At 71.3% G+C, this 20,879-nt stretch carries 17 protein-coding genes; 7 read left to right on the top strand and 10 right to left on the bottom strand.

Annotated elements, in window-relative coordinates; all coding sequences use genetic code 11:
- The first annotated feature begins 317 nt into the window (after positions 1–317).
- Both ABZ267_RS13450 and ABZ267_RS13445 read left to right on the top strand, forming a co-directional pair.
- On the top strand, positions 318–863 hold the full coding sequence (locus tag ABZ267_RS13450) for a hypothetical protein (RefSeq protein WP_356752125.1): 546 nt from the start codon (positions 318–320) through the stop codon (positions 861–863).
- 198 nt (positions 864–1,061) lie between these two features.
- Positions 1,062–1,694 (top strand): class F sortase, encoded by a 633-nt coding sequence (locus tag ABZ267_RS13445; RefSeq protein ID WP_356752123.1) that lies wholly within the window; start codon positions 1,062–1,064, stop codon positions 1,692–1,694.
- A gap of 51 nt (positions 1,695–1,745) precedes the next feature.
- On the opposite strand, the gene ABZ267_RS13440 is transcribed toward ABZ267_RS13445, so the two are convergent.
- Positions 1,746–2,537, bottom strand: coding sequence for a TSUP family transporter (locus ABZ267_RS13440; protein WP_356752121.1), 792 nt, complete (start codon positions 2,535–2,537; stop codon positions 1,746–1,748).
- Between the two features lie 129 nt (positions 2,538–2,666).
- Between ABZ267_RS13440 and ABZ267_RS13435 the strand changes: the two genes are divergently transcribed.
- From ABZ267_RS13435 to ABZ267_RS13420, 4 genes are all read left to right on the top strand, one after another.
- Positions 2,667–3,914: an FAD-dependent oxidoreductase gene (locus ABZ267_RS13435; RefSeq protein WP_356752119.1), complete on the top strand. Its 1,248-nt coding sequence runs from the start codon at positions 2,667–2,669 to the stop codon at positions 3,912–3,914.
- 1 nt (position 3,915) lies between these two features.
- Positions 3,916–6,486: a nitrite reductase large subunit NirB gene (gene nirB / locus ABZ267_RS13430; protein ID WP_356752117.1), complete on the top strand. Its 2,571-nt coding sequence runs from the start codon at positions 3,916–3,918 to the stop codon at positions 6,484–6,486.
- Positions 6,486–6,839 carry a nitrite reductase small subunit NirD gene (gene nirD, locus ABZ267_RS13425; RefSeq protein WP_356752115.1) on the top strand — a complete coding sequence of 118 codons (354 nt, stop codon included), beginning with the start codon at positions 6,486–6,488 and terminating at the stop codon, positions 6,837–6,839. Before nirB ends, nirD begins: the two co-directional genes overlap by 1 nt.
- 135 nt (positions 6,840–6,974) lie before the next feature.
- The gene (locus ABZ267_RS13420) at positions 6,975–8,141 is read left to right on the top strand and encodes an alkaline phosphatase PhoX (protein WP_356752113.1); all 1,167 of its coding nucleotides are present in this window, start codon (positions 6,975–6,977) and stop codon (positions 8,139–8,141) included.
- Between the two features lie 72 nt (positions 8,142–8,213).
- Here ABZ267_RS13420 and ABZ267_RS13415 read toward each other — a convergent pair whose 3' ends face one another.
- The 8 genes from ABZ267_RS13415 to ABZ267_RS13380 form a co-directional block, all read right to left on the bottom strand.
- Positions 8,214–8,624, bottom strand: coding sequence for a VOC family protein (locus ABZ267_RS13415; protein WP_356752111.1), 411 nt, complete (start codon positions 8,622–8,624; stop codon positions 8,214–8,216).
- Between the two features lie 144 nt (positions 8,625–8,768).
- Entirely contained in the window at positions 8,769–9,806 is a 1,038-nt protein-coding gene (locus tag ABZ267_RS13410) for a winged helix-turn-helix domain-containing protein (protein WP_356752366.1), read from the bottom strand.
- Positions 9,807–10,362: 556 nt separating this feature from the next.
- Entirely contained in the window at positions 10,363–13,074 is a 2,712-nt protein-coding gene (gene ppdK, locus ABZ267_RS13405) for a pyruvate, phosphate dikinase (RefSeq protein WP_356750435.1), read from the bottom strand.
- Positions 13,075–13,455: 381 nt separating this feature from the next.
- Positions 13,456–14,169, bottom strand: coding sequence for an HAD family phosphatase (locus ABZ267_RS13400; RefSeq protein ID WP_356750454.1), 714 nt, complete (start codon positions 14,167–14,169; stop codon positions 13,456–13,458).
- A 26-nt stretch (positions 14,170–14,195) separates the two neighbouring features.
- Entirely contained in the window at positions 14,196–15,359 is a 1,164-nt protein-coding gene (locus ABZ267_RS13395; protein ID WP_356750434.1) for an ABC transporter ATP-binding protein, read from the bottom strand.
- 6 nt (positions 15,360–15,365) lie between these two features.
- Positions 15,366–16,370 carry an ABC transporter permease subunit gene (locus tag ABZ267_RS13390; protein WP_356750432.1) on the bottom strand — a complete coding sequence of 335 codons (1,005 nt, stop codon included), beginning with the start codon at positions 16,368–16,370 and terminating at the stop codon, positions 15,366–15,368.
- The gene (locus tag ABZ267_RS13385) at positions 16,358–17,275 is read right to left on the bottom strand and encodes an ABC transporter permease subunit (protein WP_356750430.1); all 918 of its coding nucleotides are present in this window, start codon (positions 17,273–17,275) and stop codon (positions 16,358–16,360) included. The genes ABZ267_RS13390 and ABZ267_RS13385 overlap by 13 nt, the downstream gene beginning before the upstream one ends.
- On the bottom strand, positions 17,275–18,453 hold the full coding sequence (locus ABZ267_RS13380) for an extracellular solute-binding protein (protein ID WP_356750428.1): 1,179 nt from the start codon (positions 18,451–18,453) through the stop codon (positions 17,275–17,277). The genes ABZ267_RS13385 and ABZ267_RS13380 overlap by 1 nt, the downstream gene beginning before the upstream one ends.
- A 267-nt stretch (positions 18,454–18,720) precedes the next feature.
- Between ABZ267_RS13380 and ABZ267_RS13375 the strand changes: the two genes are divergently transcribed.
- A complete protein-coding gene (locus ABZ267_RS13375; RefSeq protein WP_356750426.1) occupies positions 18,721–19,476 on the top strand; it encodes a GntR family transcriptional regulator in 756 nt (251 codons plus the stop codon).
- Between the two features lie 60 nt (positions 19,477–19,536).
- On the opposite strand, the gene dusB is transcribed toward ABZ267_RS13375, so the two are convergent.
- On the bottom strand, positions 19,537–20,685 hold the full coding sequence (gene dusB / locus ABZ267_RS13370; RefSeq protein WP_356750424.1) for a tRNA dihydrouridine synthase DusB: 1,149 nt from the start codon (positions 20,683–20,685) through the stop codon (positions 19,537–19,539).
- Positions 20,686–20,879: the final 194 nt, after the last annotated feature.

The following is a 20,879-nucleotide window of genomic DNA, read 5'->3' as shown; positions in this document are numbered from 1 at the left end:
GGGGGCGGATGCCGTGGGGGGCGGGGATCCGTCCCGTGGAGGGGGTGTCTTGCGTGTGCCCGCGACCCGGCAGCCCATGTGTGTGATGTGGGTCACATTGCGCGTTCGCCTCTCACTCGATCGGCACCCGGTCCGGCAGTACGGACCGAACGGCCCAGTCGCACCGCCGTGACCTGCGAGGATTCCCGGCGGCAAGAGTGCCGCGCCGGTCCGTACGGGTGAAAGCTGACCTGGCGTCAGAAGGCATGCGCTGCGGAGCGCCCGTTAGGTCGGGGACAGGACACAACCGCTCGCGCCGTCTGCCCGGAGGAATCCCCATGCGCAGTCCTGCCCGCCTCATGACCGGCACCGCCACCGCCGCGGCCACCGTCATAGCGCTCGGTCTCACCGCCGCCCCGTCCGCGTACGCAGGCGACGACTTCGGCCGGCTGGAGATCACCCCCGCCACCGCTCCGACCGGCGCCAAGGTCACCGTGAACACCACCGCCTGCGGCCCCAAGGGCTCCGGCATCGGTGACGCCAACTCGCTGGACGCCGGGGACTTCGAGGTCCGCCACGGGACGCACAAGGAGGTGCTCGTCGGCCAGTTCACCGTGCCGCACGACACCCGGCCCGGCGTCTACGAGATCGTCGTCTCCTGCGACAACGGCAAGGACGCCGTCGGCGACCTCAAGGTGATCGGCGGCGGCAAGCACGACAGGCCCGACCACGACCGCCCGTCCGGCCATGTACGGACCGGGGTCGGCGGCAGCGTCGAGCCGAACTCCACGCAGGTCGCCCTCGGCGTCGGCGTGGTCGGCATGGCGGCCGTCGGCGGTCTGTGGCTGCTGCGCCGCCGGACCGAGCCCACCGACGGCAGCTGAGGCGAGGGCCGCAAGGCCCCGGGGCCCCAGCGCCCGGCCCCAGGCCCACCACACGTGGGAGAGCCGCACCGCTCCCCCGCACCGACCGGCCGGACGCGTCCCCGAGCGCGTCCGGCCCGCCCCGGTCCACCACCTCCGACCCGAGACCCGCCAGGCTCCCGAGACCCACCGGAACAACGGCTGACGAGGACGGCGAACGTGTCCCAGAGCGCGCAGAAAGCCCGCGGCTGGCTGGTGGGCATCGCCGTGCTGTGCGGTATCTGGCTCGTCCAGAACGGCTCCGGCGACCAGCTGATCCCGCCGCAGCCCTCCAGCGCCCAGGCCTTCGCCGCCGGGCCCCAGCTCCAGCCCGGCTCCCCGGTCGCCGAGCCGCTGCGCCCCTCCGACCCGGTCCGCATCCGCATCCCGAGCATCGACGTCGACGCGCCCATGATGCGGCTCGGGCTCGGCGCCGACGGCAGCCTGGACGTGCCGCCGGACGAGGACCGCAACCTCGCGGGCTGGTACGCCGACGGCGTCCCGCCCGGCGCGCAGGGCACCGCCATCGTCGCCGGGCATGTCGACAACGCCGCCGGGCCCTCCGTCTTCTACGCCCTCGGCGCCCTCACCAAAGGCACCCGCGTCGAGGTCGTCCGCGAGGACGGACGCACCGCGGTCTTCTCGATCGACGCCATCGAGGTGTACGACAACAAGGACTTTCCCGACCAGCGCGTCTACGGCGACTCCCCGCACGCCTCGCTGCGGCTGATCACCTGCGGCGGCGGCTTCTCCAAGGAGACCGGCTACCAGGGCAATGTGGTGGCCTACGCCCATCTCACCGACGTGCGGTGAGCCCGGTCCACGTAGACGTGCGGTGAACGCGACACATAGCCGTACACGTCCCTACACCGTCCACTGGTCGTAGCCCAGCTTCGCCACCAGCGACAACACCACCGTCAGCAGCACCGCCCGGACGAAACCGCTCCCCCGGCTCAGCGCCATCCGCGCCCCGGCCATCGCGCCCGCCAGGTTGAAGAGGGCCATCAGCGCGGCCAGCTGCCACAGGACCGTGCCCTGGTACGCGAACATCGCCAGCGCTCCCGCGTTCGTGCACACATTGACGATCTTGGCGGTGGCGGAGGCCGTCACCAGGTCCAGGTGGAGTACGGCGGTGAGCGCGAGCACCAGGAAGGTGCCGGTGCCCGGGCCGAAGAGGCCGTCGTAAAAGCCGATCCCGCCGCCGACCAGCACGATCGCGGTGACGATCCGGGACCGGGTGACCGGCCGCGCGTCGGTGTCGCCCGCCGCCGCCGTGCCGAACGACGGACGCAGCAGGACGAAGGCGGCGACCCCGAGCAGCGCCACCATGATCACCGGGCGCAGCACCTCGCTGCTGATCCCGGCGGCGAAGAACGCGCCGGCCATCGACCCGGCGAGCGCCATCAGCCCCACCCGTACCGCCAGCCCCACCTGCACCGGTGCTCTGCGGACGTACGTGATCGCGGCGCCCGAGGTGCCGACGATCGCGACGGCCTTGTTGGTGCCGAGGACATGGGCGGCCGGGACGTTCGGCAGGCCGAGCAGCAGCGCCGGCAGGAGGAGCAGCCCGCCGCCGCCCACCACCGCGTCGATCCAGCCCGCGGCGGCCGCGGCCAGGCAGAGGAGGATCAGGGTGGTGAGGGTGATGTCGGGCATGGACTTGACACTAAAGGGGCCCTCGGCGCCGGAACTCACAGGGGCCGCCTGCCGGCGCTGAGCGCACGGTTCCGCCCGGGAAACCGGCGGGATGCGGCTGGGTAACACCCGCCGCGCATGCTCCTGCCCATGAGGAAGAAGACGGAGAGTGCCGCGCCCGTCGTGGTGATCGGCGCCGGAATGGCCGGCGCCCGGCTCGCCGCGCGGGTCCCCGGCGTCACCGTCGTCGGCGAGGAGCGGCACGCCCCGTACAACCGGGTGCTGCTGGCCGATGTGCTGGCCGGACGGTACGAGCCGGACGTCATCGCGCTGCCGGCCACCGAGGTACGGCGCGGAGTGCGGGCGGTCCGGATCGACCGGGCCGACCGGCTGGTCCACTGCGACGACGGCAGCGTCCTGCGCTACGGGCGCCTGGTCCTGGCCACCGGCTCCAACCCGGTGCTCCCGCCGCTGCGCGGGCTCGGCGCCACTCTGCCGGACGGCGTGCATCCCTTCCGGACCCTCGACGACGCCTTGGCGCTGCGCGCTGCCGTACGTCCCGGAGTGCGCGCGGTCGTCATCGGCGGCGGGCTCCTCGGAGTGTCGGCCGCCCGGGCGCTCGTGGAGTGCGGCGCGCAGGTGGTGCTGGCGCAGCAGGGCGAGCACCTCATGGAGCGCCAGCTCGACCCGGAGGCGGCCGCCTTGCTGCGCGGCCACCTCGAAGCGCTCGGCGTGGAGGTGCACACCGAGTGCCGGGTGCGAGGGCTGCGCTGCGCCACCGAGCCGACAGCCGTACGGGCCGTCCAGCTCGCCGACGGCTACGAGCTCGCAGCCGACCTCACCGTGCTGGCCTGCGGAGTGCGGCCACGGACCGGCCTCGCCCTGGCCGCCGGTCTGGAGGTCCGCAAGGGGATCGTGGTCGACGACGAACTGCGCACCTCGGACCCGTACATCCACGCTCTCGGCGACTGCGCCGAGCACCGCGCCACGCTCTACGGGCTGGCCGGACCCGCGCTGGAACAGGCCGACGTGCTGGCCGAGGTGCTGGCCGGACGGCCCGCCCGCTACGAAGGCACCCGGGCCCTGACCCGGCTGTCGCTGCGCTCGGGGAGAACCGGAGGCCCGGTGGGCCCCGAAAGCTCCGGCTCCCTCGACGGTCTCGACCTCGCCGCCTTCGGTGAGGCCCGTCCGCTGCCCGGCGATGACGTCGTCCGGCTGGCCGACGGCACCCGGGGCGCGTACCGCTCGGTCGTCGTCCGGGACGGGCGGCTCGCCGGCGGAGTGCTGCTGGGCGACCTCGGCGCGGTCGCCGGACTCGCCCGTACCTGGCAGGACGACGAACCGCTGCCGCCCGCCATGTCCCTGCTCCACCTGCTCACCGACGACGGAGGCCACTGAGATGCCGGACACCACCATCCCGAACACCCCGACCGTCGTCCTCGTCGGGCACGGCATGGTCGGCCAGCGGTTCCTGGAGTCGCTGGCCGCGCGCGGGCTGACGCCGGCCGCCGGGCGGGCCCGGGTCGTCGTGCTCTGCGAGGAGCCCCGGCCCGCCTACGACCGGGTCCGGCTCACCTCGTACTTCGCCGGCCGCTCTCCCGGGGAACTCTCGCTCGTGGAGCCGGAGTTCATGGCGAAGCACGGCTTCGAGCTGTACGTCGGCGACCCGGCCGCGAGCGTCGACCGTACGGCCGGGACGGTGACCGCGCGCTCCGGTGCGGTGTTCGCGTACGACACGCTGGTGCTGGCGACGGGCTCGTATCCCTTCGTCCCGCCGGTGCCGGGGAAGGACGCGCGGGGCTGTTTCGTGTACCGGACGATCGAGGATCTGCTCGCGATCGAGGAGTACGCGAAAGGCGCCGGGACCGGTGCGGTGGTCGGCGGCGGGCTGCTCGGTCTGGAGGCGGCCGGTGCGCTCAAGGGGCTCGGGCTGCGTACCCATGTGGTGGAGTTCGCGCCGCGGCTGATGCCGGTCCAGGTGGACGAGGGCGGCGGCGCGGCGCTGCTGCGGACGATCGAGAACATGGGGCTGACCGTCCACACCGGCGTCGGTACGCAGGCGGTCACCGTGGGCGCGGACGGAGCCGTGACCGGGATGGCGCTCTCGGACGGGTCCTCGCTGGCCACGGATCTGGTGGTGTTCTCCGCCGGTGTGCGGCCGCGTGACCAGCTGGCGCGCGACTGCGGGCTCGCGGTCGGCGAGCGTGGCGGGATCGTGGTGGACGAGGAGTGCCGTACGTCCGATCCGGCCGTGTTCGCGATCGGCGAGTGCGCGCTCGCGTCGGACGGCCGGGTCTACGGTCTGGTGGCGCCGGGCTACGAGATGGCGGAGACCGTGGCCGAGGTGCTCGGCGGCGGACAGGCCGGGTTCACCGGTGCCGACATGTCGACCAAGCTGAAGCTGCTCGGCGTGGACGTGGCCTCGTTCGGCGACGCGCACGGGAGCGCGGAGGGCTCGCTGGACGTGGTGTACGCCGACTCCCGCTCCGGCGTCTACAAGAAGCTGGTCATCGGCGCGGACGGCACGCTATTGGGCGGAGTGCTGGTCGGGGACGCCGCCGACTACGGCACTCTGCGGCCGATGACCGGGACCGTCCTGCCGGTCGCGCCGGAGCAGCTGGTGCTGCCGGCCGGAGCGGGCGGGCCGGTGACGCTCGGCCCGTCCGCGCTGCCGGACGACGCCGTCATCTGCTCCTGCCACAACGTGACCAAGGGCGCGATCTGCGAGCACACCACGCTGCCCGAGGTGAAGAAGTGCACCCGGGCCGGGACCGGCTGCGGCAGCTGCGTCAAGGTGATCGGACAACTGCTGCCGCAGAGCCAGGACACCGGGCTGTGCGGCTGCTTCGCGTACAGCCGCAGCGAGTTGTACGAGATCGTCCGCACGCTGGAGATCACCTCGTTCACCGCGCTCCTCGACTCGCACGGCCGCGAGGAGGCGCGCGGCGGCGAAGGCTGCGAGGTCTGCAAGCCGACGGTCGGCTCGGTCATCGCCTCGCTCGCGCCGACCGTCGGCGCCAGCGGTTACGTCCTGGACGGAGAGCAGGCGGCGATCCAGGACACCAACGACCACTTCCTCGCCAACCTCCAGCGCAACGGCTCCTATTCGGTCGTCCCGCGCATCCCCGGCGGCGAGATCACTCCGGAGAAACTCATTGTGATCGGCGAGGTCGCCCGCGACTTCGGCCTCTACACGAAGATCACCGGCGGCCAGCGCATCGACCTCTTCGGCGCCCGGGTCGAGCAACTGCCGCTCATCTGGACCCGTTTGGTCGACGCGGGCTTCGAGTCCGGGCACGCGTACGGAAAGTCGCTGCGCACGGTCAAGTCCTGTGTCGGGCAGACCTGGTGCCGCTACGGCGTCCAGGACTCGGTGCGGATGGCGATCGACCTGGAGCTGCGCTACCGGGGCCTGCGCTCGCCGCACAAGCTGAAGTCGGCGGTCTCCGGCTGCGCCCGCGAGTGCGCGGAGGCGCGCGGCAAGGACTTCGGGATCATCGCCACGGCCGGCGGCTGGAACCTCTACGTCGGCGGCAACGGCGGAGCCACGCCGCGCCACGCCGATCTGCTGGCGCAGGACCTCTCGGACGCCGAACTGGTGCGCCTCATCGACCGGTTCCTGATGTTCTACATCCGTACGGCGGACCGTCTGGAGCGCACCTCGGCCTGGCTGGAGCGGATCGACGGCGGCCTGGAGCACGTACGGGATGTCGTCGTCCACGACTCGCTGGGGCTCTGCGAGGAGTTGGAGAGGCTGATGGCCGACCACGTGGCCGGCTACCGCGACGAGTGGGCCGCGACCATCGACGACCCGGAGCGGCTGCGGCGGTTCGTGAGCTTCGTCAACGCGCCCGACGCACCCGACCCCTCGGTGAAGTTCGTCCCGGAGCGGGACCAGATCAAACCCGATCTGGAGCTGCTCGCGGGTCCCGTCCTCGCCGTCCGCACCCTCGAAGGGACCCCGTCCTGATGACCACCACCACGCCGAGCACCACGGCGACCGTCGTCCGGGTCGCGCACGCCGACGGCTGGCTCACCGTCTGCGACCTGGAGCTGCTGAGCCCGGGCCGCGGTGTCGCGGTGCTGCTGCCGGACGGCGAGCAGGCGGCGCTGTTCCTGGACCGGTCGGGAGTGGTACGGGCGATCTCCAACCGGGACCCGTTCTCCGGCGCGTACGTCCTCTCGCGCGGGCTGCTCGGCTCGGCGGGCGGGCGGCCGTTCGTGGCCTCGCCGCTGCTGAAGCAGCGCTTCGACCTGGAGACCGGCCGGTGCCTGGACGACGAGGAGGTCTCGGTGCCGGTGTACGCGGTGCGGCTGGAGTGACCGCCCGGCCCGGCTCCGGCCCTCTGCCGTTCACCCTGTGTTGACGGTGCGTCAACTACGTACTCCTACAGTCCTGACGCGCGACCCGCCGGTCCGTCCGGAGCGGCGGGCCCTCACTCATCCGTGGAGTGAATCGTGGAACGTCGGACCTTCTTGCGTACGGCGGTGGTCGGCAGCTCGGCGGCGGCCTTCGGCGGCACCCTGTGGCGCGGTGCCGCCTCCGCCGCACCCGCCCAGCCGGCCCCCGGCCCGTACGGCGCGCTGCAGGCGGCCAACGGCAACGGCATCCAGCTGCCGAGCGGCTTCACCAGCCGCATCATCGCCCGGTCGGGCCAGACCGTGGCGAACACCTCCTACCGGTGGCACAGCGCGCCCGACGGCGGTGCGACCTACGCCGACGGATCGGGCTGGATCTACGTGTCCAACGCCGAGGTGTCGTCCGGCAGCGGTGGCGGGGCCAGCGCGGTGCGGTTCAACTCCTCGGGAACGGTGACGTCCGCGTACCGGATCCTGTCGGGGACGAACATCAACTGCGCGGGCGGCGCGACCCCGTGGAAGACCTGGCTCTCCTGCGAGGAGGTCACCCGTGGCTACGTCTACGAGACCGACCCGTGGGGCGTGAACGCGGCCGTGCGGCGGCCCGCGCTCGGCCGGTTCAAGCACGAGGCGGCGGCCGCCGACCCCGACCACGGGTACATCTACCTCACCGAGGACGAGAGCGACGGCCGCTTCTACCGCTTCCGGCCCGCCACCTGGGGCAACCTCTCGAGCGGCACGCTCCAGGTGCTGGTGGCGGGTACGGGCACCTTCGGGCCGGTGACCTGGGCCGACGTTCCGGACCCGGCGGCCTCCTCGACCCAGACCCGCCACCAGGTCTCCGGCGCCAAGGTCTTCAACGGCGGCGAGGGCTGCTTCTACGCGGCGGGCACCTGCTGGTTCACCACCAAGGGCGACAACCGGGTGTGGGCGTACGACGCGAACACCTCGTCGATCTCGCTGACGTACGACGACTCGCTGGTGACGGGCGGCGCGGCCCCGCTCACCGGTGTCGACAACGTCACCCGCGCCGGCTCCGGCGATCTGTACGTGGCGGAGGACGGCGGAAACATGGAGATCTGCCTGATCACGCCGAACGACACGGTGGCGCCGTTCCTGCGGATCACCGGCCAGTCCTCCTCGGAGATCACCGGCCCGGCGTTCTCGCCGGACGGCAGGCGGCTGTACTTCTCCTCGCAGCGCGGCACCAGCGGCAGCTCGTCCGGCGGCATCACGTACGAGGTGACGGGCCCGTTCCGCAGCTGACGCGGCGGTGTGCGCCGGAGCTCCCCCGTGGCTCCGGCGCACACCCGGTGGCTCTCAGGCCCGGCCGGTGGCTCAGGCCCCGCCCTGGGCGGCGGCCTCGTCCATCCAGATGACCTCCCAGATGTGGCCGTCGGGGTCCTGGAACGAGCGGCCGTACATGAAGCCCAGCTCCTGCGTCTCGCCCGCCGGCGAACCGCCGGACGCCAGCGCGGCGTCGGCGAGCCGGTCGACCTCCTCGCGGCTGTCCGCGCTCAGGGCGAGGATGACCTCGGTCGTCCTCGCGGCGTCGGCCACATCCTTCTTGGTGAAGTCCCTGAAGCGCTCCTCGGTCATCAGCATGGCGAAGATCGTGTCGCTGATCACCAGACACGCGGTCTTCTCGTCGCTGAAGGCGGGGTTGGTCGAGAAGCCGAGCTTCCCGAAGAAACCCTTCGTGGTCTCCACGTCCTTCACCGGCAGGTTCACGAAGATCATCCGAGCCATGGTCGTTGCCTCTTTCTCAGTCCCGTCATGCGCCGCGGTGGCCCGTCCGGCGCTTTCGAAGAGGTAGACGCAGGCGCCGCCCGGAACTCATCGGCGTACGGCGAACGAACTTTCACGGGTTCCGGAGAGCCGCCTTGTCCACGGTCAGGACAGCGCCAGCGGCGCCCCGCCCCGGAGCAGCGAGCCGCCCAGCGGCGTCAGCGTGTGGAGCACCGAGCTGCCGTGGCGCAGGGTGAGGACCAGGCCCGCCTCGCGCAGGACGGAGGCGTGCTGGCTGGCGGAGGCGAGCGAGACTCCGGCGCGGCGGGCCAGTTCGCTGGTCGTGCAGCCGTTGCCTATGGACTGCAGGACGGCGGAGCGGGTGTGGCCGACGAGGCGGCCGAGCCACGGTCCGGGCTCGGCGAACTCCGGAGCGCCGGTGTGGGTGACCGGGTAGACGAGGACGGGCGGGAGCGACGGGTCGCGGTAGACGACCGGCGTGCCGCGGCAGAAGAACGAGGGCTGGAGCAGCAGCCCGCGCCCGTCGAGATACAGGTCGCGGTCGACCGGGTAGTCCGCCTCCAGCACCGGCGCCCGCCACCGGATCATCGGCGGCAGCGTGGTCAGCAGCCCGTCGGCACCGCCGTCCAGGAGCGCGCGGCCCCGCACGGCCCGGTCGGCCTCGATGCTCGCCCGGATGTGCGGCCAGTACGGCTCGACGGCGGCGTCGTGGTAGCTGCGCAGGGCGCCGATGAGCCGGGCCAGCGGCTCGGCGCGGCCCTCGGAGAGCGCGGCCGGCAGCGCGGCGGTGACCCGGCCGGCGCCGGCGTCCGGGCCCTCGGGTCCCCGGCCGCCGCGCTGTCGCCGCCGGCCGGCGGCCATCAGGTCCAGCTCGCGGCGGATGCGGTCGGCGGGCGTGTCGCGCAATGCCTCCATTCCCACGTCGAGCCCGAAAGGCTCGGCGCCTTCCTGCGAGGGCGTCAGGAAATCCGGGAAATAGCCGCGGGGCGGGACGACCGCCGACAGCAGTTGCGCTTCACCATTCAACCGCGCCCGTGTTTCGCTCCGCCATTTCCCGAACACCGTCGAAGCCCGCCGGTCCCTCAGCCGGTGAAAACTGAGAATCGTTTCCCACAACGCGTCCGGTCTCGTGGCCATCCGCACCCGCGAAAGGTCCAGCCTGGACACATGGATCCGCAGCACTACCGCCCCCACCTGTTGCATCCGCAATTGCCCCCACCGAAGGGTATGCGGACCGTCACAGGAGGTCACCACGGGGTTTCGGCCAGAAGTGAAACGTCTCGCCCCGTTCCGCTTCACCCGAAAAGCTGTACGACGTCGGGTACGCATCCGGTGCCCGCCGGATGAGCACGTGAAGGCCGTGGGGGGCTTTGTGTGTTCGGCGGCGGCGGGCGACGGTGCGGCTCCGTACCCGACGGGGGTAAGCCGGGTGCGGTCCATGGGTGGGGATCCATGGACCGCACCCCGGTCCCACTCCGCTCCACCGGGCGGCCATCGCATTTTCTTTGCGCATTAAACGAAGCAATGTGTGCTACGACACATCGGTAGCGCGTATTCCGCTACGGGCGGTCTTCTGGCGACGCCCACCACATATTCCGCGGGCAAGGCGAAGCGGCGGCACCCCCGCACAGGGTGCCGCCGCTTCTCGGTGTTCCGGGGATCCGGCCGGGATCACGGGCCGGTGAGGGACCCGGCCCAATTCCCTTATAAATCCCCGGAGTTGGTCACTCGTACCGCATCAGCGGCTGTCGCTCCCGCGCGACTGCGCCGCCGCCCGGCCCGCCTCCAGACGCGCCACCGGGATCCGGAACGGCGAGCAGGAGACGTAGTCCAGGCCCACCTCGTGGAAGAAGTGCACCGACTCCGGGTCACCGCCGTGCTCACCGCAGACGCCGAGCTTCAGGTCCGGCCGAGTGGCCCGGCCGGCCTCCACGGCGCTGCGCACCAGCGCGCCCACGCCGTCCTTGTCGATCGTCTCGAACGGCGAGACCCCGAAGATGCCCTTCTCCAGGTACGCGGTGAAGAACGAGGCCTCCACGTCGTCACGGGAGAAGCCCCACACGGTCTGGGTCAGGTCGTTGGTGCCGAACGAGAAGAACTGCGCGGCCTCGGCGATCTGGCCCGCCGTCAGCGCCGCGCGCGGCAGCTCGATCATGGTGCCGATGGTCAGCTTGAGGTCGGTGCCGGTGGCCGCCTGGACCTCCGCGATGACCCGGTCGGCCTCCTCGCGGACGATCTCCAGCTCCTGGACCGTACCGACGAGCGGAATCATGATCTCGGGGCGCGGGTCGCCCTTGGCGTTCTTGCGCTGGGCGGCCGCCTCGGCGATGGCCCGTACCTGCATGGCGAAGAGACCGGGGATGACCAGGCCCAAGCGCACGCCGCGCAGACCCAGCATCGGGTTCTGCTCGTGCAGCTTGTGGACCGCCTGGAGGAGGCGCAGGTCGTTCTCGTTGGCGTCCTTTCGGGACTCCGCGAGCGCCACACGCACCGACAGCTCGGTGATGTCCGGCAGGAACTCGTGCAGCGGCGGGTCGAGCAGCCGTACGGTGACGGGCAGGCCGTCCATCGACTCGAACAGCTCGATGAAGTCGGCCTTCTGCAGCGGCAGGAGCGCGGCGAGGGCACTCTCGCGCTCGTCGTCGGTGTCCGCCAGGATCAGCTTCTCGACCATCTCGCGGCGCTCACCGAGGAACATGTGCTCGGTGCGGCACAGCCCGATGCCCTGCGCGCCGAAGCGACGGGCGCGCAGCGCGTCCTCGGCGTTGTCCGCGTTGGCCCGCACCCGCAGCCGGCGCACCCGGTCCGCGTACGCCATGATCCGGTGCACGGCGGCGACCAGCTCGTCGGCGTCGTCGGCGCCCGCGTGCATCCGGCCCTCGAAGTACTCGACGACCGGCGACGGTACGACCGGTACTTCGCCGAGGTAGACCTTGCCGGTGGAGCCGTCGATCGAGACGAGGTCGCCCTCCTCGATCACCTTGCCGCCGACCGTCATCCGGCGGCGCTTGGTGTCGACCTCCAGGTCCTCGGCGCCGCAGACACAGGTCTTGCCCATGCCGCGCGCCACGACCGCCGCGTGCGAGGTCTTGCCGCCGCGCGAGGTCAGGATGCCCTCGGCGGCGATCATGCCTTCGAGGTCGTCGGGGTTGGTCTCGCGGCGGATCAGGATGACCTTCTCGCCGGAGCGGGACCACTTGATCGCGGTGTACGAGTCGAAGACGGCCTTGCCGACGGCGGCACCCGGCGAGGCGGCGATGCCCCGGCCGAGCAGCTCGGTCTTCGCCTCGTCGTCGAAGCGCGGGAACATCAGCTGCGCGAGCTGGGCGCCGTTGACGCGCTGGAGCGCCTCGGCCTCGTCGATCAGGCCCTGGTCCACGAGCTGGGTGGCGATCCGGAAGGCGGCACCGGCGGTGCGCTTGCCGACCCGGGTCTGGAGCATCCAGAGCTGGCCGCGCTCGATGGTGAACTCGATGTCGCAGAGATCCTTGTAGTGGTTCTCCAGCGTCTCCATGATGCCCATGAGCTGGTCGTACGACTTCTTGTCGATCGACTCCAGATCGGCGAGCGGCACCGTGTTGCGGATACCGGCGACGACGTCCTCGCCCTGCGCGTTCTGGAGGTAGTCGCCGTAGACGCCCTGGTGGCCGCTGGCCGGGTCGCGGGTGAAGGCCACGCCCGTACCGGAGTCGGGACCGAGGTTGCCGAAGACCATCGAACAGACGTTGACCGCTGTGCCGAGGTCGCCGGGGATGCGCTCCTGGCGGCGGTAGAGCTTGGCGCGGTCGGTGTTCCACGAGTCGAAGACCGCGTTTATGGCCAGGTCCATCTGCTCCCGCGCGTCCTGCGGGAACTCGCGTCCGGCCCGGTCCTGGACGATCTTCTTGAACTGCTTGACCAGCTTCTTCAGGTCGGCCGCGGCCAGGTCGGTGTCGACCGTGACCTTCTTGGCCGTCTTGGCGTCCTCCAGGGCCTCCTCGAAGAGGTCGCCGTCGACGCCGAGCACGGTCTTGCCGAACATCTGGATGAGGCGCCGGTAGGAGTCCCAGGCGAAGCGCTCGTCACCGGACTGGGTGGCGAGGCCGACCACCGAGGCGTCGGAGAGGCCGATGTTGAGGACCGTGTCCATCATGCCGGGCATGGAGAACTTGGCACCCGAGCGGACGGAGACCAGCAGCGGGTCGTCGGCCTGGCCGAGCTTCTTGGCCATCCGCTCCTCCAGCGCGGTGAGGTGCGCACTCACCTCGTCGCGCAGCGCCTTCGGTGCCTGCCCGCTCTCCAGGTAGACCTTGCACGCCTCGGTGGTGATCGTGAAGCCCGGAGGGACGGGCAACCCGAGGTTGGTCATCTCGGCGAGGTTGGCACCCTTGCCGCCCAGAAGATCCTTCAGATCCTTGTTGCCCTCGGTGAAGTCGTAGACGAACTTCTGGGGACCTTTGTTTTCCGACACTGGTCTCGACTCCTCGAGGACGCGGTGGCTGCCCTGACGGCCAGGAACATACCCAGATCGAAGGTGTATGGGTACGTCCACTTGGTCGTCATGCGGCCGCAACCACCCGTCCGCCAGCAGATCGAAAGAACCTCTCCGGTGGGCGGGCTGCGGCTCTCCATTCAGCTCTTGAAGGCAGCATGGCCGTTTCTTGACCCTCCGCCCTCACATGAGCGGACTACTCCACACCTGAGTACACCTCTCGAAGACCGTCACGTGGCACTGAGTGCCAGGTCTTCCAGAAGTGCAGCCACCGCCATATCGCTCATCTGAGCACACCTCCGATCAAGGGTGGCGTGAATCACGCTGGTTTCGGACCCTGAATTTCAGGATTCGGACGCCTCAAGGACGCCTCAGGCAGTCGCTGAGCACCCCGAGGTCCACCTCTTCCAGGCTACGGGCGAACGTCCGCGCCCGCCCCGGGGCCACCGGGAGCAGCGACGGGACCACCAGCACCGCGCACCCGGCGGCATCGGCGGAGGCGGTGCCGTCAGGCGAGTCCTCCACGGCCACACAGGCGGCGGGATCGGCGGCGAAGCGCTCGGCCGCCGTGCGGTACGGATCGGGATGCGGCTTGGTCCGTACGGTGTCGTCGGCGGACAGCGTGAAGGCGAAGTCCACTCCGGCCAGCGACCCGGCCACCACCGCGTCCACAACACTCCGCGGCGAGGCGCTGACCAGCGCGAACGGCACTTCGGCGCCTTCGAGTGAGGCCAGCAGCGCGGCGGCTCCGGGGCGCAGTGGGGCGCCGGCGTCGACCTTGCGGAAGAAGGATTCGGTCAGCTCGGCGGCGGTACGGGCCAGCGCGGCGGTCCGGTCATCGGCGGTCCGGTCATCGGCGGTCCGGTCGTCGGCGGTCCGGTCGTCGGCGGTCCGGTCGGGAAGGGTTGGCGAGCCGCCTCCCGTCACGCCGATCAGATGAGCGGCGGTGTCGGCGACGGCCCGGCCGACGACCTCCGGCGCGTCGGCGTCGGTCAGCCGGTGGCCGAGCCCGGCCGCGACCTCGCGGGCCGTCTCCCACCAGAGGACCTCGGTGTCGACGAGCGTGCCGTCCATGTCGAAGAGGACGGCGGCCAGGGCGCTCACGCGTCCGTCCGGTCGGCGGCGTGCGCGGCATCGGGTGCCGTCGTCTCCCGTACGGGCACGACCAGCACGGGCCGACGGACCGGGACGACCCGGGCTCGTACACCGGGAGCCAGCTCCGTGGCGTCCCGTGACGGCAGGTCGGCCTTGACCGCGACGCCGTCCGGGAGGTCGAGCAGGACCCGGGTGACCGAGCCCAGGAAGGCGGCCGAGACGACCGTGGCCGTACCGTCCGCGTCGGCGCTGACGCCGATGTTCTCGGGCCGGATGAGGACGTCGACCCGTCCTCGGCCCGCGGGAACGTCACCGTCGACCGGGAGCACTGCAGCGGCGACCTCCACCGAACCGTCACCGGTCAGCCGGCCCGGCACCCGGTTCATGGTGCCGACGAACTCGGCGACGAACGGCGTGGCCGGTCGCTCGTACAGCTCGGCCGGAGGCGCGCACTGCTCCAGGCGGCCGGCGTTGAGGACGGCGACCCGGTCGGCCATGGAGAGGGCCTCCTCCTGGTCGTGGGTGACGAAGATGGTGGTGATCCCGAGCGCCAGCTGGAGGCGGCGGATCTCCTCGCGCAGCGTGAGCCGGACCTTGGCATCGAGCGCCGAGAGCGGCTCGTCCAGGAGGAGGACGCGGGGCCGCAGAGCGAGCGCACGGGCCAGGGCGACGCGCTGCTGCTGGCCGCCGGACATCTGGTGCGGGTAGCGGTCGCCGTGGGCGGGCAGTCCGACGAGTTCGAGCAGCTCGTTGGCGGAGGCGTGCCGGTCGGAGATGGCCACGCCCTTCATCCGAGGGCCGAAGGCGACGTTGTCGCGGGCGTTGAGGTGCGGGAAGAGGCTGTAGGACTGGAAGACCATGCCGGCGTCGCGCCGGTTGGCGGGGACCGGGGTGATGTCCTCGCCGTCGACGAGGACCTCGCCGGAGTCGGGCTGCTCGAATCCGGCGAGGACCCGCAGCGCGGTGGTCTTGCCGCAGCCGGAGGGGCCGAGGAGCGCGAGGAGCTCGCCGGGTTCGGCGGTGAGGTCGAGGCCGTCGAGAGCCACGGTGGCGCCGAACGCCCGGCGCAGGGAGCGGAACTCCACCCGGGCTCCGGTGGCGGCCCGGCCTTCCCGCGCGACGGCTTCGGCCGGCTCGGGACGGGGGGCGGCGGTGGGCAGGGCTGACATGGGTGGCTACTCCTTGCCGGGTACGGAGGTGGGGACGACGGCCGGGACGGTGACGGCGGCTTCGGAGGTCAGGGCGGAGGCGGTGGGCCCGGTTCCGCTGGTGGCATCGGCGGCCGGGGTCACCGTGACCGGACCGGCCGGGATCGCGGTGGCGGAGGCGGACGAACCGGTTCCGGCGCGCGAGAGGACGAGCAGCAGGGCCCAGGTGATGAGCAGAGAAAGCAGTGAGACGGCGACCGACATCCGGGCCTCGGCGCCGGAGACGGTGACGATCCACACCGCGAAGGGCCGGAAGCCCAGCAGCGAGGCGACCGTGTACTCACCGAGCACCAGCGCCAGGGTCAGGAACGAGGCCCCGGCGAGCGACGAGCGCAGGTTCGGCAGGATGACGCTCACGATCACCTGCAACCGGCTCGCGCCGCAGTTCCGGGCCGCCTCCACCAGCGTAGGCACGTCGACCGCGCGCAGCCCGGCGTCCAGCGAACGGTGCACGAACGGCAGCGCCAGCACGGTGTAGGCGAGGACCAGCACCACCGGGAACGACTCGTTCTGGACGGCCAGGAAGGTCTGGTAGAGCGGGGTCCGCGAGAAGTGGTCCGGCCCCCAGCGCAGCACGGTGGCGATGCCGGTGACCAGCGCGATCGGCGGCACCACCAGCGGCAGCATGCAGACGATCTCCACGACGGCCCGCAGCCGGGGCGGCCCGAGCCGCACCGCGACGAGCGCCGGGATGACGAGCAGCAGAGCCAGCGCGATGGTGGCGGCGGCGAGCGAGAGCGAGAGGAATAGGCTCTCGGTGAACCCGTCGGCGGACAGGATGCCGCTGTACGCCTCGAAGGTGAGGCCCTGGTTCGGCACGTGGACGCTGAAGACGAACGAGGAGAGCAGCGGAGTGATGAAGTACAGCCCGGCGACGGCCAGGACGGCTCCCCGCCAGTAGCGCGGACGCGAGCGGCGAGCCTTCACCGGGGCGGATGCCTCGGGGAGCGTGGTGGTCGTCAGTGCAGCCATCGGGAGCTCCGTCGCTGGAGGGGCAGATAGACCGCCATCACCAGTCCGGCGATCACGATCATGTCGAGGCTCAGCGCCAGGGCCACGTTCTCCTGGCCGACCAGGACGTTTCCGGAGAGCGCGTCGGCGATCTTCAGGGTCACCAGCGGGACGGAGCCGCCGACCAGCGCGGCTGCCGTGGCGTGCGCGGCGAAGGCGCTGCCGAAGAGGAGGACGAACCCGCCGAGCAGCGAGGGCGCCAGCACCGGCAGTCCGACGTAGCGCCAGAACTGCCAGGCGGTGGCGCCGTTGTTGCGGGCGGCCTCGCGCCACTGCGGGCGCAGTCCGTCCAGCGCCGGGACGACGACGATCACCATGAGCGGGATGAGGAAGTAGAGGTAGATGACGGTGAGCCCGGTGAAGGAGTAGAGGTTCCAGCCGAGCGCGTCCAGGTGGCCGAGCTGCGTGACCACTCCGGAGATGCCGAGGGTGGCGACGAAGGCGAAGGCGAGCGGGATGCCGCCGAAGTTGGCGAGCACGCCGGAGGCGGTGAGCACGGCTCCGCGCAGCGCGCCGCGCCGGGAGGTGACGACGGCCTGCGCGATCAGGACGCCGAAGACGGTGGCGATGGCGGCGGTGAGCGCGGAGAGTTCGACGCTGCCGGCGAGCGAGGTGAGGTAGGGCCCTTGGAGCGAGCGCTGGAGGTGTTCGCCGGTGAACTCGGTGGTCCCGGCGACCGCGTCGGTACGGGTGATGGCCCCGTACAGCAGCGCTCCGGCGGGCAGTCCGAAGCAGAGGCCGGCGAAGACGAGCAGCGGGAGCGCGCCGAGCCAGGCGCGAGGCGGCCGGCGGCGGCGCGTACGGCCACCGGCCTTCACAGGGGCCGCCCCGGGTCCCGGGGCGGCGGTCGGGTGGGAAGGGGGCATCAGGAGACGGCCTTGTCCCAGTTCTCGGAGAGCGTGGTGTTGGCCTGGTCGAGCTCCTCGGAGGAGGGGAAGGCCGGCGTGCCGTCGACGGCGGGAAGCTTGGCCACGAAGGTCTTGTCGGCCGTCCCGTCCTCGGTCATGGCGGGCAGCAGCACCGGACGGGCATATCCCTTGAGCCAGAGGTTCTGGCCCTCGGCGCTGTACAGGTACTCCATCCACAGGCGGGCGGCCGCCGGGTGCGGGGCGTCCTTGTTGATGGCCTGCGAGTAGAACTGGGCGTAGACGCCGTCCTTCGGTACGGAGACCTTCCAGTCGACTCCCTCGCCCTTGAACTGGTCGGCGTACCCGGCGTTCAGGTAGTCCCAGTCGATGCTGATCGGCGTCTCGCCCTTCTCGACGGTGGCCGGCGTGGACTCGACGGGAATGAAGTTGCCGCTCTTCTTCAGCTTGCCGAAGAAGTCGATGCCGGGCTGGATGTCCCCGAACGAACCCTTGTTGGCCAGGGACGCCGCGTACACGCCGCCGAACGCGGAGCCGGACTTGGTCGGGTTGCCGTTGAGCGCGACCTTGCCCCTGTACTCGGGCTTCAGCAGGTCGGCGAAGGTCTCGGGGCAGGTCTTGATGCGGGCGGCGTCGCAGCCGATGGAGACGTAGCCGCCGTAGTCGTTGTACCAGCGGCCGTCGGCGTCCTTCTGGCTGTCGGGGATCTTGTCCCAGGAGGTGACCTTGTACGGCGCGAAGAGGTTCTCGGCGGCGCCGCTGCGGGCGAAGGCGATGCCGAGGTCGAGGACGTCGGGCGCGCGCTTCTGGCCCTTGCGGGACTTGACGGCGGCTATCTCGTCGGAGCTGGAGCCGTCCGGGTTCTCGCTCTTGATCTTGATCTTGTACTTGGCCTGGAACGCCTTGATGATCTCGCCGTAGTTCGCCCAGTCCGGCGGCAGCGCGATCACGTTCAGCTCGCCCTCCTTCTCGGCGGCGGCGACCAGCTTCTCCAGCCCGCCGAAGTCGGCGACCGAGGTGGCCTCGGTGGACTTCACTCCGTTCGCACCGGTCGTGACCTCCTCCTCGGGCGCGGCGCCGCACGCGGTGAGAGCGGTGAGGGCGGCGGTGGAGAGGGCGAGGGCGGCAACGGCACGGCTGTTGGCGCGGATACGGGGACGGGGTCGGGCTCTGTGCACGGTAGGTCTCCCAGGAGCGAAGCGTGAGGGCCACTTGTTCATACAAGCTGGCACCAGTTCGCCCGGGCCAGGTGTCCGGGAAGTTAACGTCCCATGTCTGCTGCCACAAGAGGGCGGGAAGAGGAAAGCCCACTATTCAGGGGTTGTGGTAGATAACGACCTCGCATCGAAACGTTCCTCGACGACGCTAGAGTGAGCGGCAGGTCCGTCACCGAAGAGCGGACCTGTACACAGCGCATCCTGCGCAGGGAGAGTCGAGGGGGACGTGTGGGCGCTACGCGCTACCGGGAGATCGCCGAGTCGCTGCGGCACGCCATCCGCACCGGCACCTATCCGCTCGGCTCCCGGCTGCCGTCCGAGAGCGACCTCTCGGCCCGCTGGGAGGTCTCCCGCGGCACGGTCCGCCAGGCGGTGGCGCTGCTGGCGTCCGAAGGCTTGATCGGCTCCCGGCAAGGAGCGCGCCGGGTCGTCCTGCGCCAGGAGCGCCGCCAGAGCTTCCAGCAGCTCAACAGCTTCGCGCAGTGGGCGCAGGCGCTGGGATGCGAGGTCAGCAGCCGCATCCTGACCCGCACGCTGCGCACGGCCACCGAGGAGGAGGCGGAGCGCCTGGACGCGGAGGCGGGCGCCGACGTCCTCTACGTACTCCGCCTGCGTCACCTGGACGGCGAGCCGGTGATGGTCGAGCGGACGGTGTACGCGGACTGGGTGGCGCCGGCCGTCCTGGAGCTGCCGGAGGACTGCGTCTCGATCATGGACAGCATCGCGGAGCGGGCGGACATCGTCGCGCACTACGGCGAGCACCTGATCGACGCGGTCGCGGCGGGCAGCGAGGACGCGCGGCTGCTGCGGGTCCGCCGGGCCAGCCCGCTGCTGCGCCAGCGCCACCTGACGTACACGGCGGCGGGCCGGGCCATCGAGTGGACGGACGACCGCTACCGGGCGGGCAGCGTGGTCTTCAACGTGATGAACTCCGCCGGCGCGGCCCCGCTGGAGCGACGAGCGGGACCGGACGTGCGGGGCTGAGACCTGTCCGTACGCGTACGGGCTCAGCAGTCTCGCAGCCGCGCTCGTACGCGTACGACCTCAGCCGCCGGAGGTGTCCAGCTCCGCGTCGGCGCTGACGCCCGAGCAGTCGTACGGGTCCTTGAGCCAGCCGTCCGGCAGGACGACCCGGTTGTTGCCCGAGGTCCGCCCGCGCGGCCCGTCGGCGCCGTCCGGCCAGGGCTGGTCGAGGTCCAGCTCGTGCAGCTGGCCGGCCAGCTCCTCCAGCGAGGAGGTGATGGCCAGCTTCTTGCGCATCTCGGAGCCGACCGCGAAGCCCTTGAGATACCAGGCCACGTGCTTACGGAAGTCGATCACGCCACGCGCCTCGTCGCCGATCCACTCCCCCAGCAGCGTCGCGTGCCGCACCATGACGTCCGCGACCTCGCGCAGGGTGGGCGCGTGCCGGGTCGCGCTGCCCTCCATGGCGTTGACCAGATCGGCGAAGAGCCAGGGCCGCCCGAGGCATCCGCGCCCGACGACCACGCCGTCGCATCCGGTCTCACGCATCATCCGCAGCGCGTCATCGGCGCACCAGATGTCGCCGTTGCCGAGTACGGGGATCTCCGGGACGTGCTCCTTGAGCCGGGCGATGGCGTCCCAGTCGGCGGTGCCGCCGTAGTGCTGAGCGGTGGTGCGCCCGTGCAGGGCGACGGCGGTGACGCCTTCCTCCACGGCGATGCGGCCGGCGTCCAGGAAGGTGAGGTGGTCGTCGTCGATGCCCTTGCGCATCTTGATGGTGACAGGCAGGTCTCCGGCGCCCGAGACGGCCTCCTTGAGGATGGCGCGCAGCAGCGGCCGCTTGTACGGAAGCGCGGAGCCGCCGCCCTTGCGGGTGACCTTGGGGACCGGGCAGCCGAAGTTGAGGTCGATGTGGTCGGCGAGGTTCTCGTCGACGATCATGCGGACGGCCTTGCCGACGGTGACCGGGTCCACTCCGTACAGCTGGATCGAGCGCGGGGTCTCGGTCGCGTCGAAATGGATGAGCTGCATGGTCTTCTCGTTGCGCTCCACCAGCGCCCGCGTGGTGATCATCTCGCTGACGAACAGCCCCTTGCCTCCGGAGAACTCCCGGCACAGCGTCCGGAACGGAGCATTGGTGATCCCGGCCATGGGCGCGAGCACCACGGGCGGCTGCACGGTGTGCGGGCCGATACGGAGCTGAGGAAGGGCAGGGGCGAGCGTGGTCATTGCTCCATTGTCGCGTACGCGGAAGGGGCGGCCGGCTCGGGCTTCCGCGAACGCGGGAGGGGTGGCGGCCGTGGCGTGGCGGCCGGCGGCGGCAAAACGAGCTCGGCTGCGGTGAGGCCATGTGATCGCGTGCGCCCAGCAGCGAGAGGCGCCGACCAAACGGGCAGTCCGGTCGGTTCTGCGAAACCCGGGCC

Source organism: Streptomyces sp. NPDC006174 (assembly GCF_040614075.1).
Taxonomy (GTDB): Bacteria; Actinomycetota; Actinomycetes; order Streptomycetales; family Streptomycetaceae; genus Streptomyces.
The sequence above is the reverse complement of the archived record's forward strand: the minus strand, read 5'-3'. Positions and strand labels throughout refer to the sequence as shown.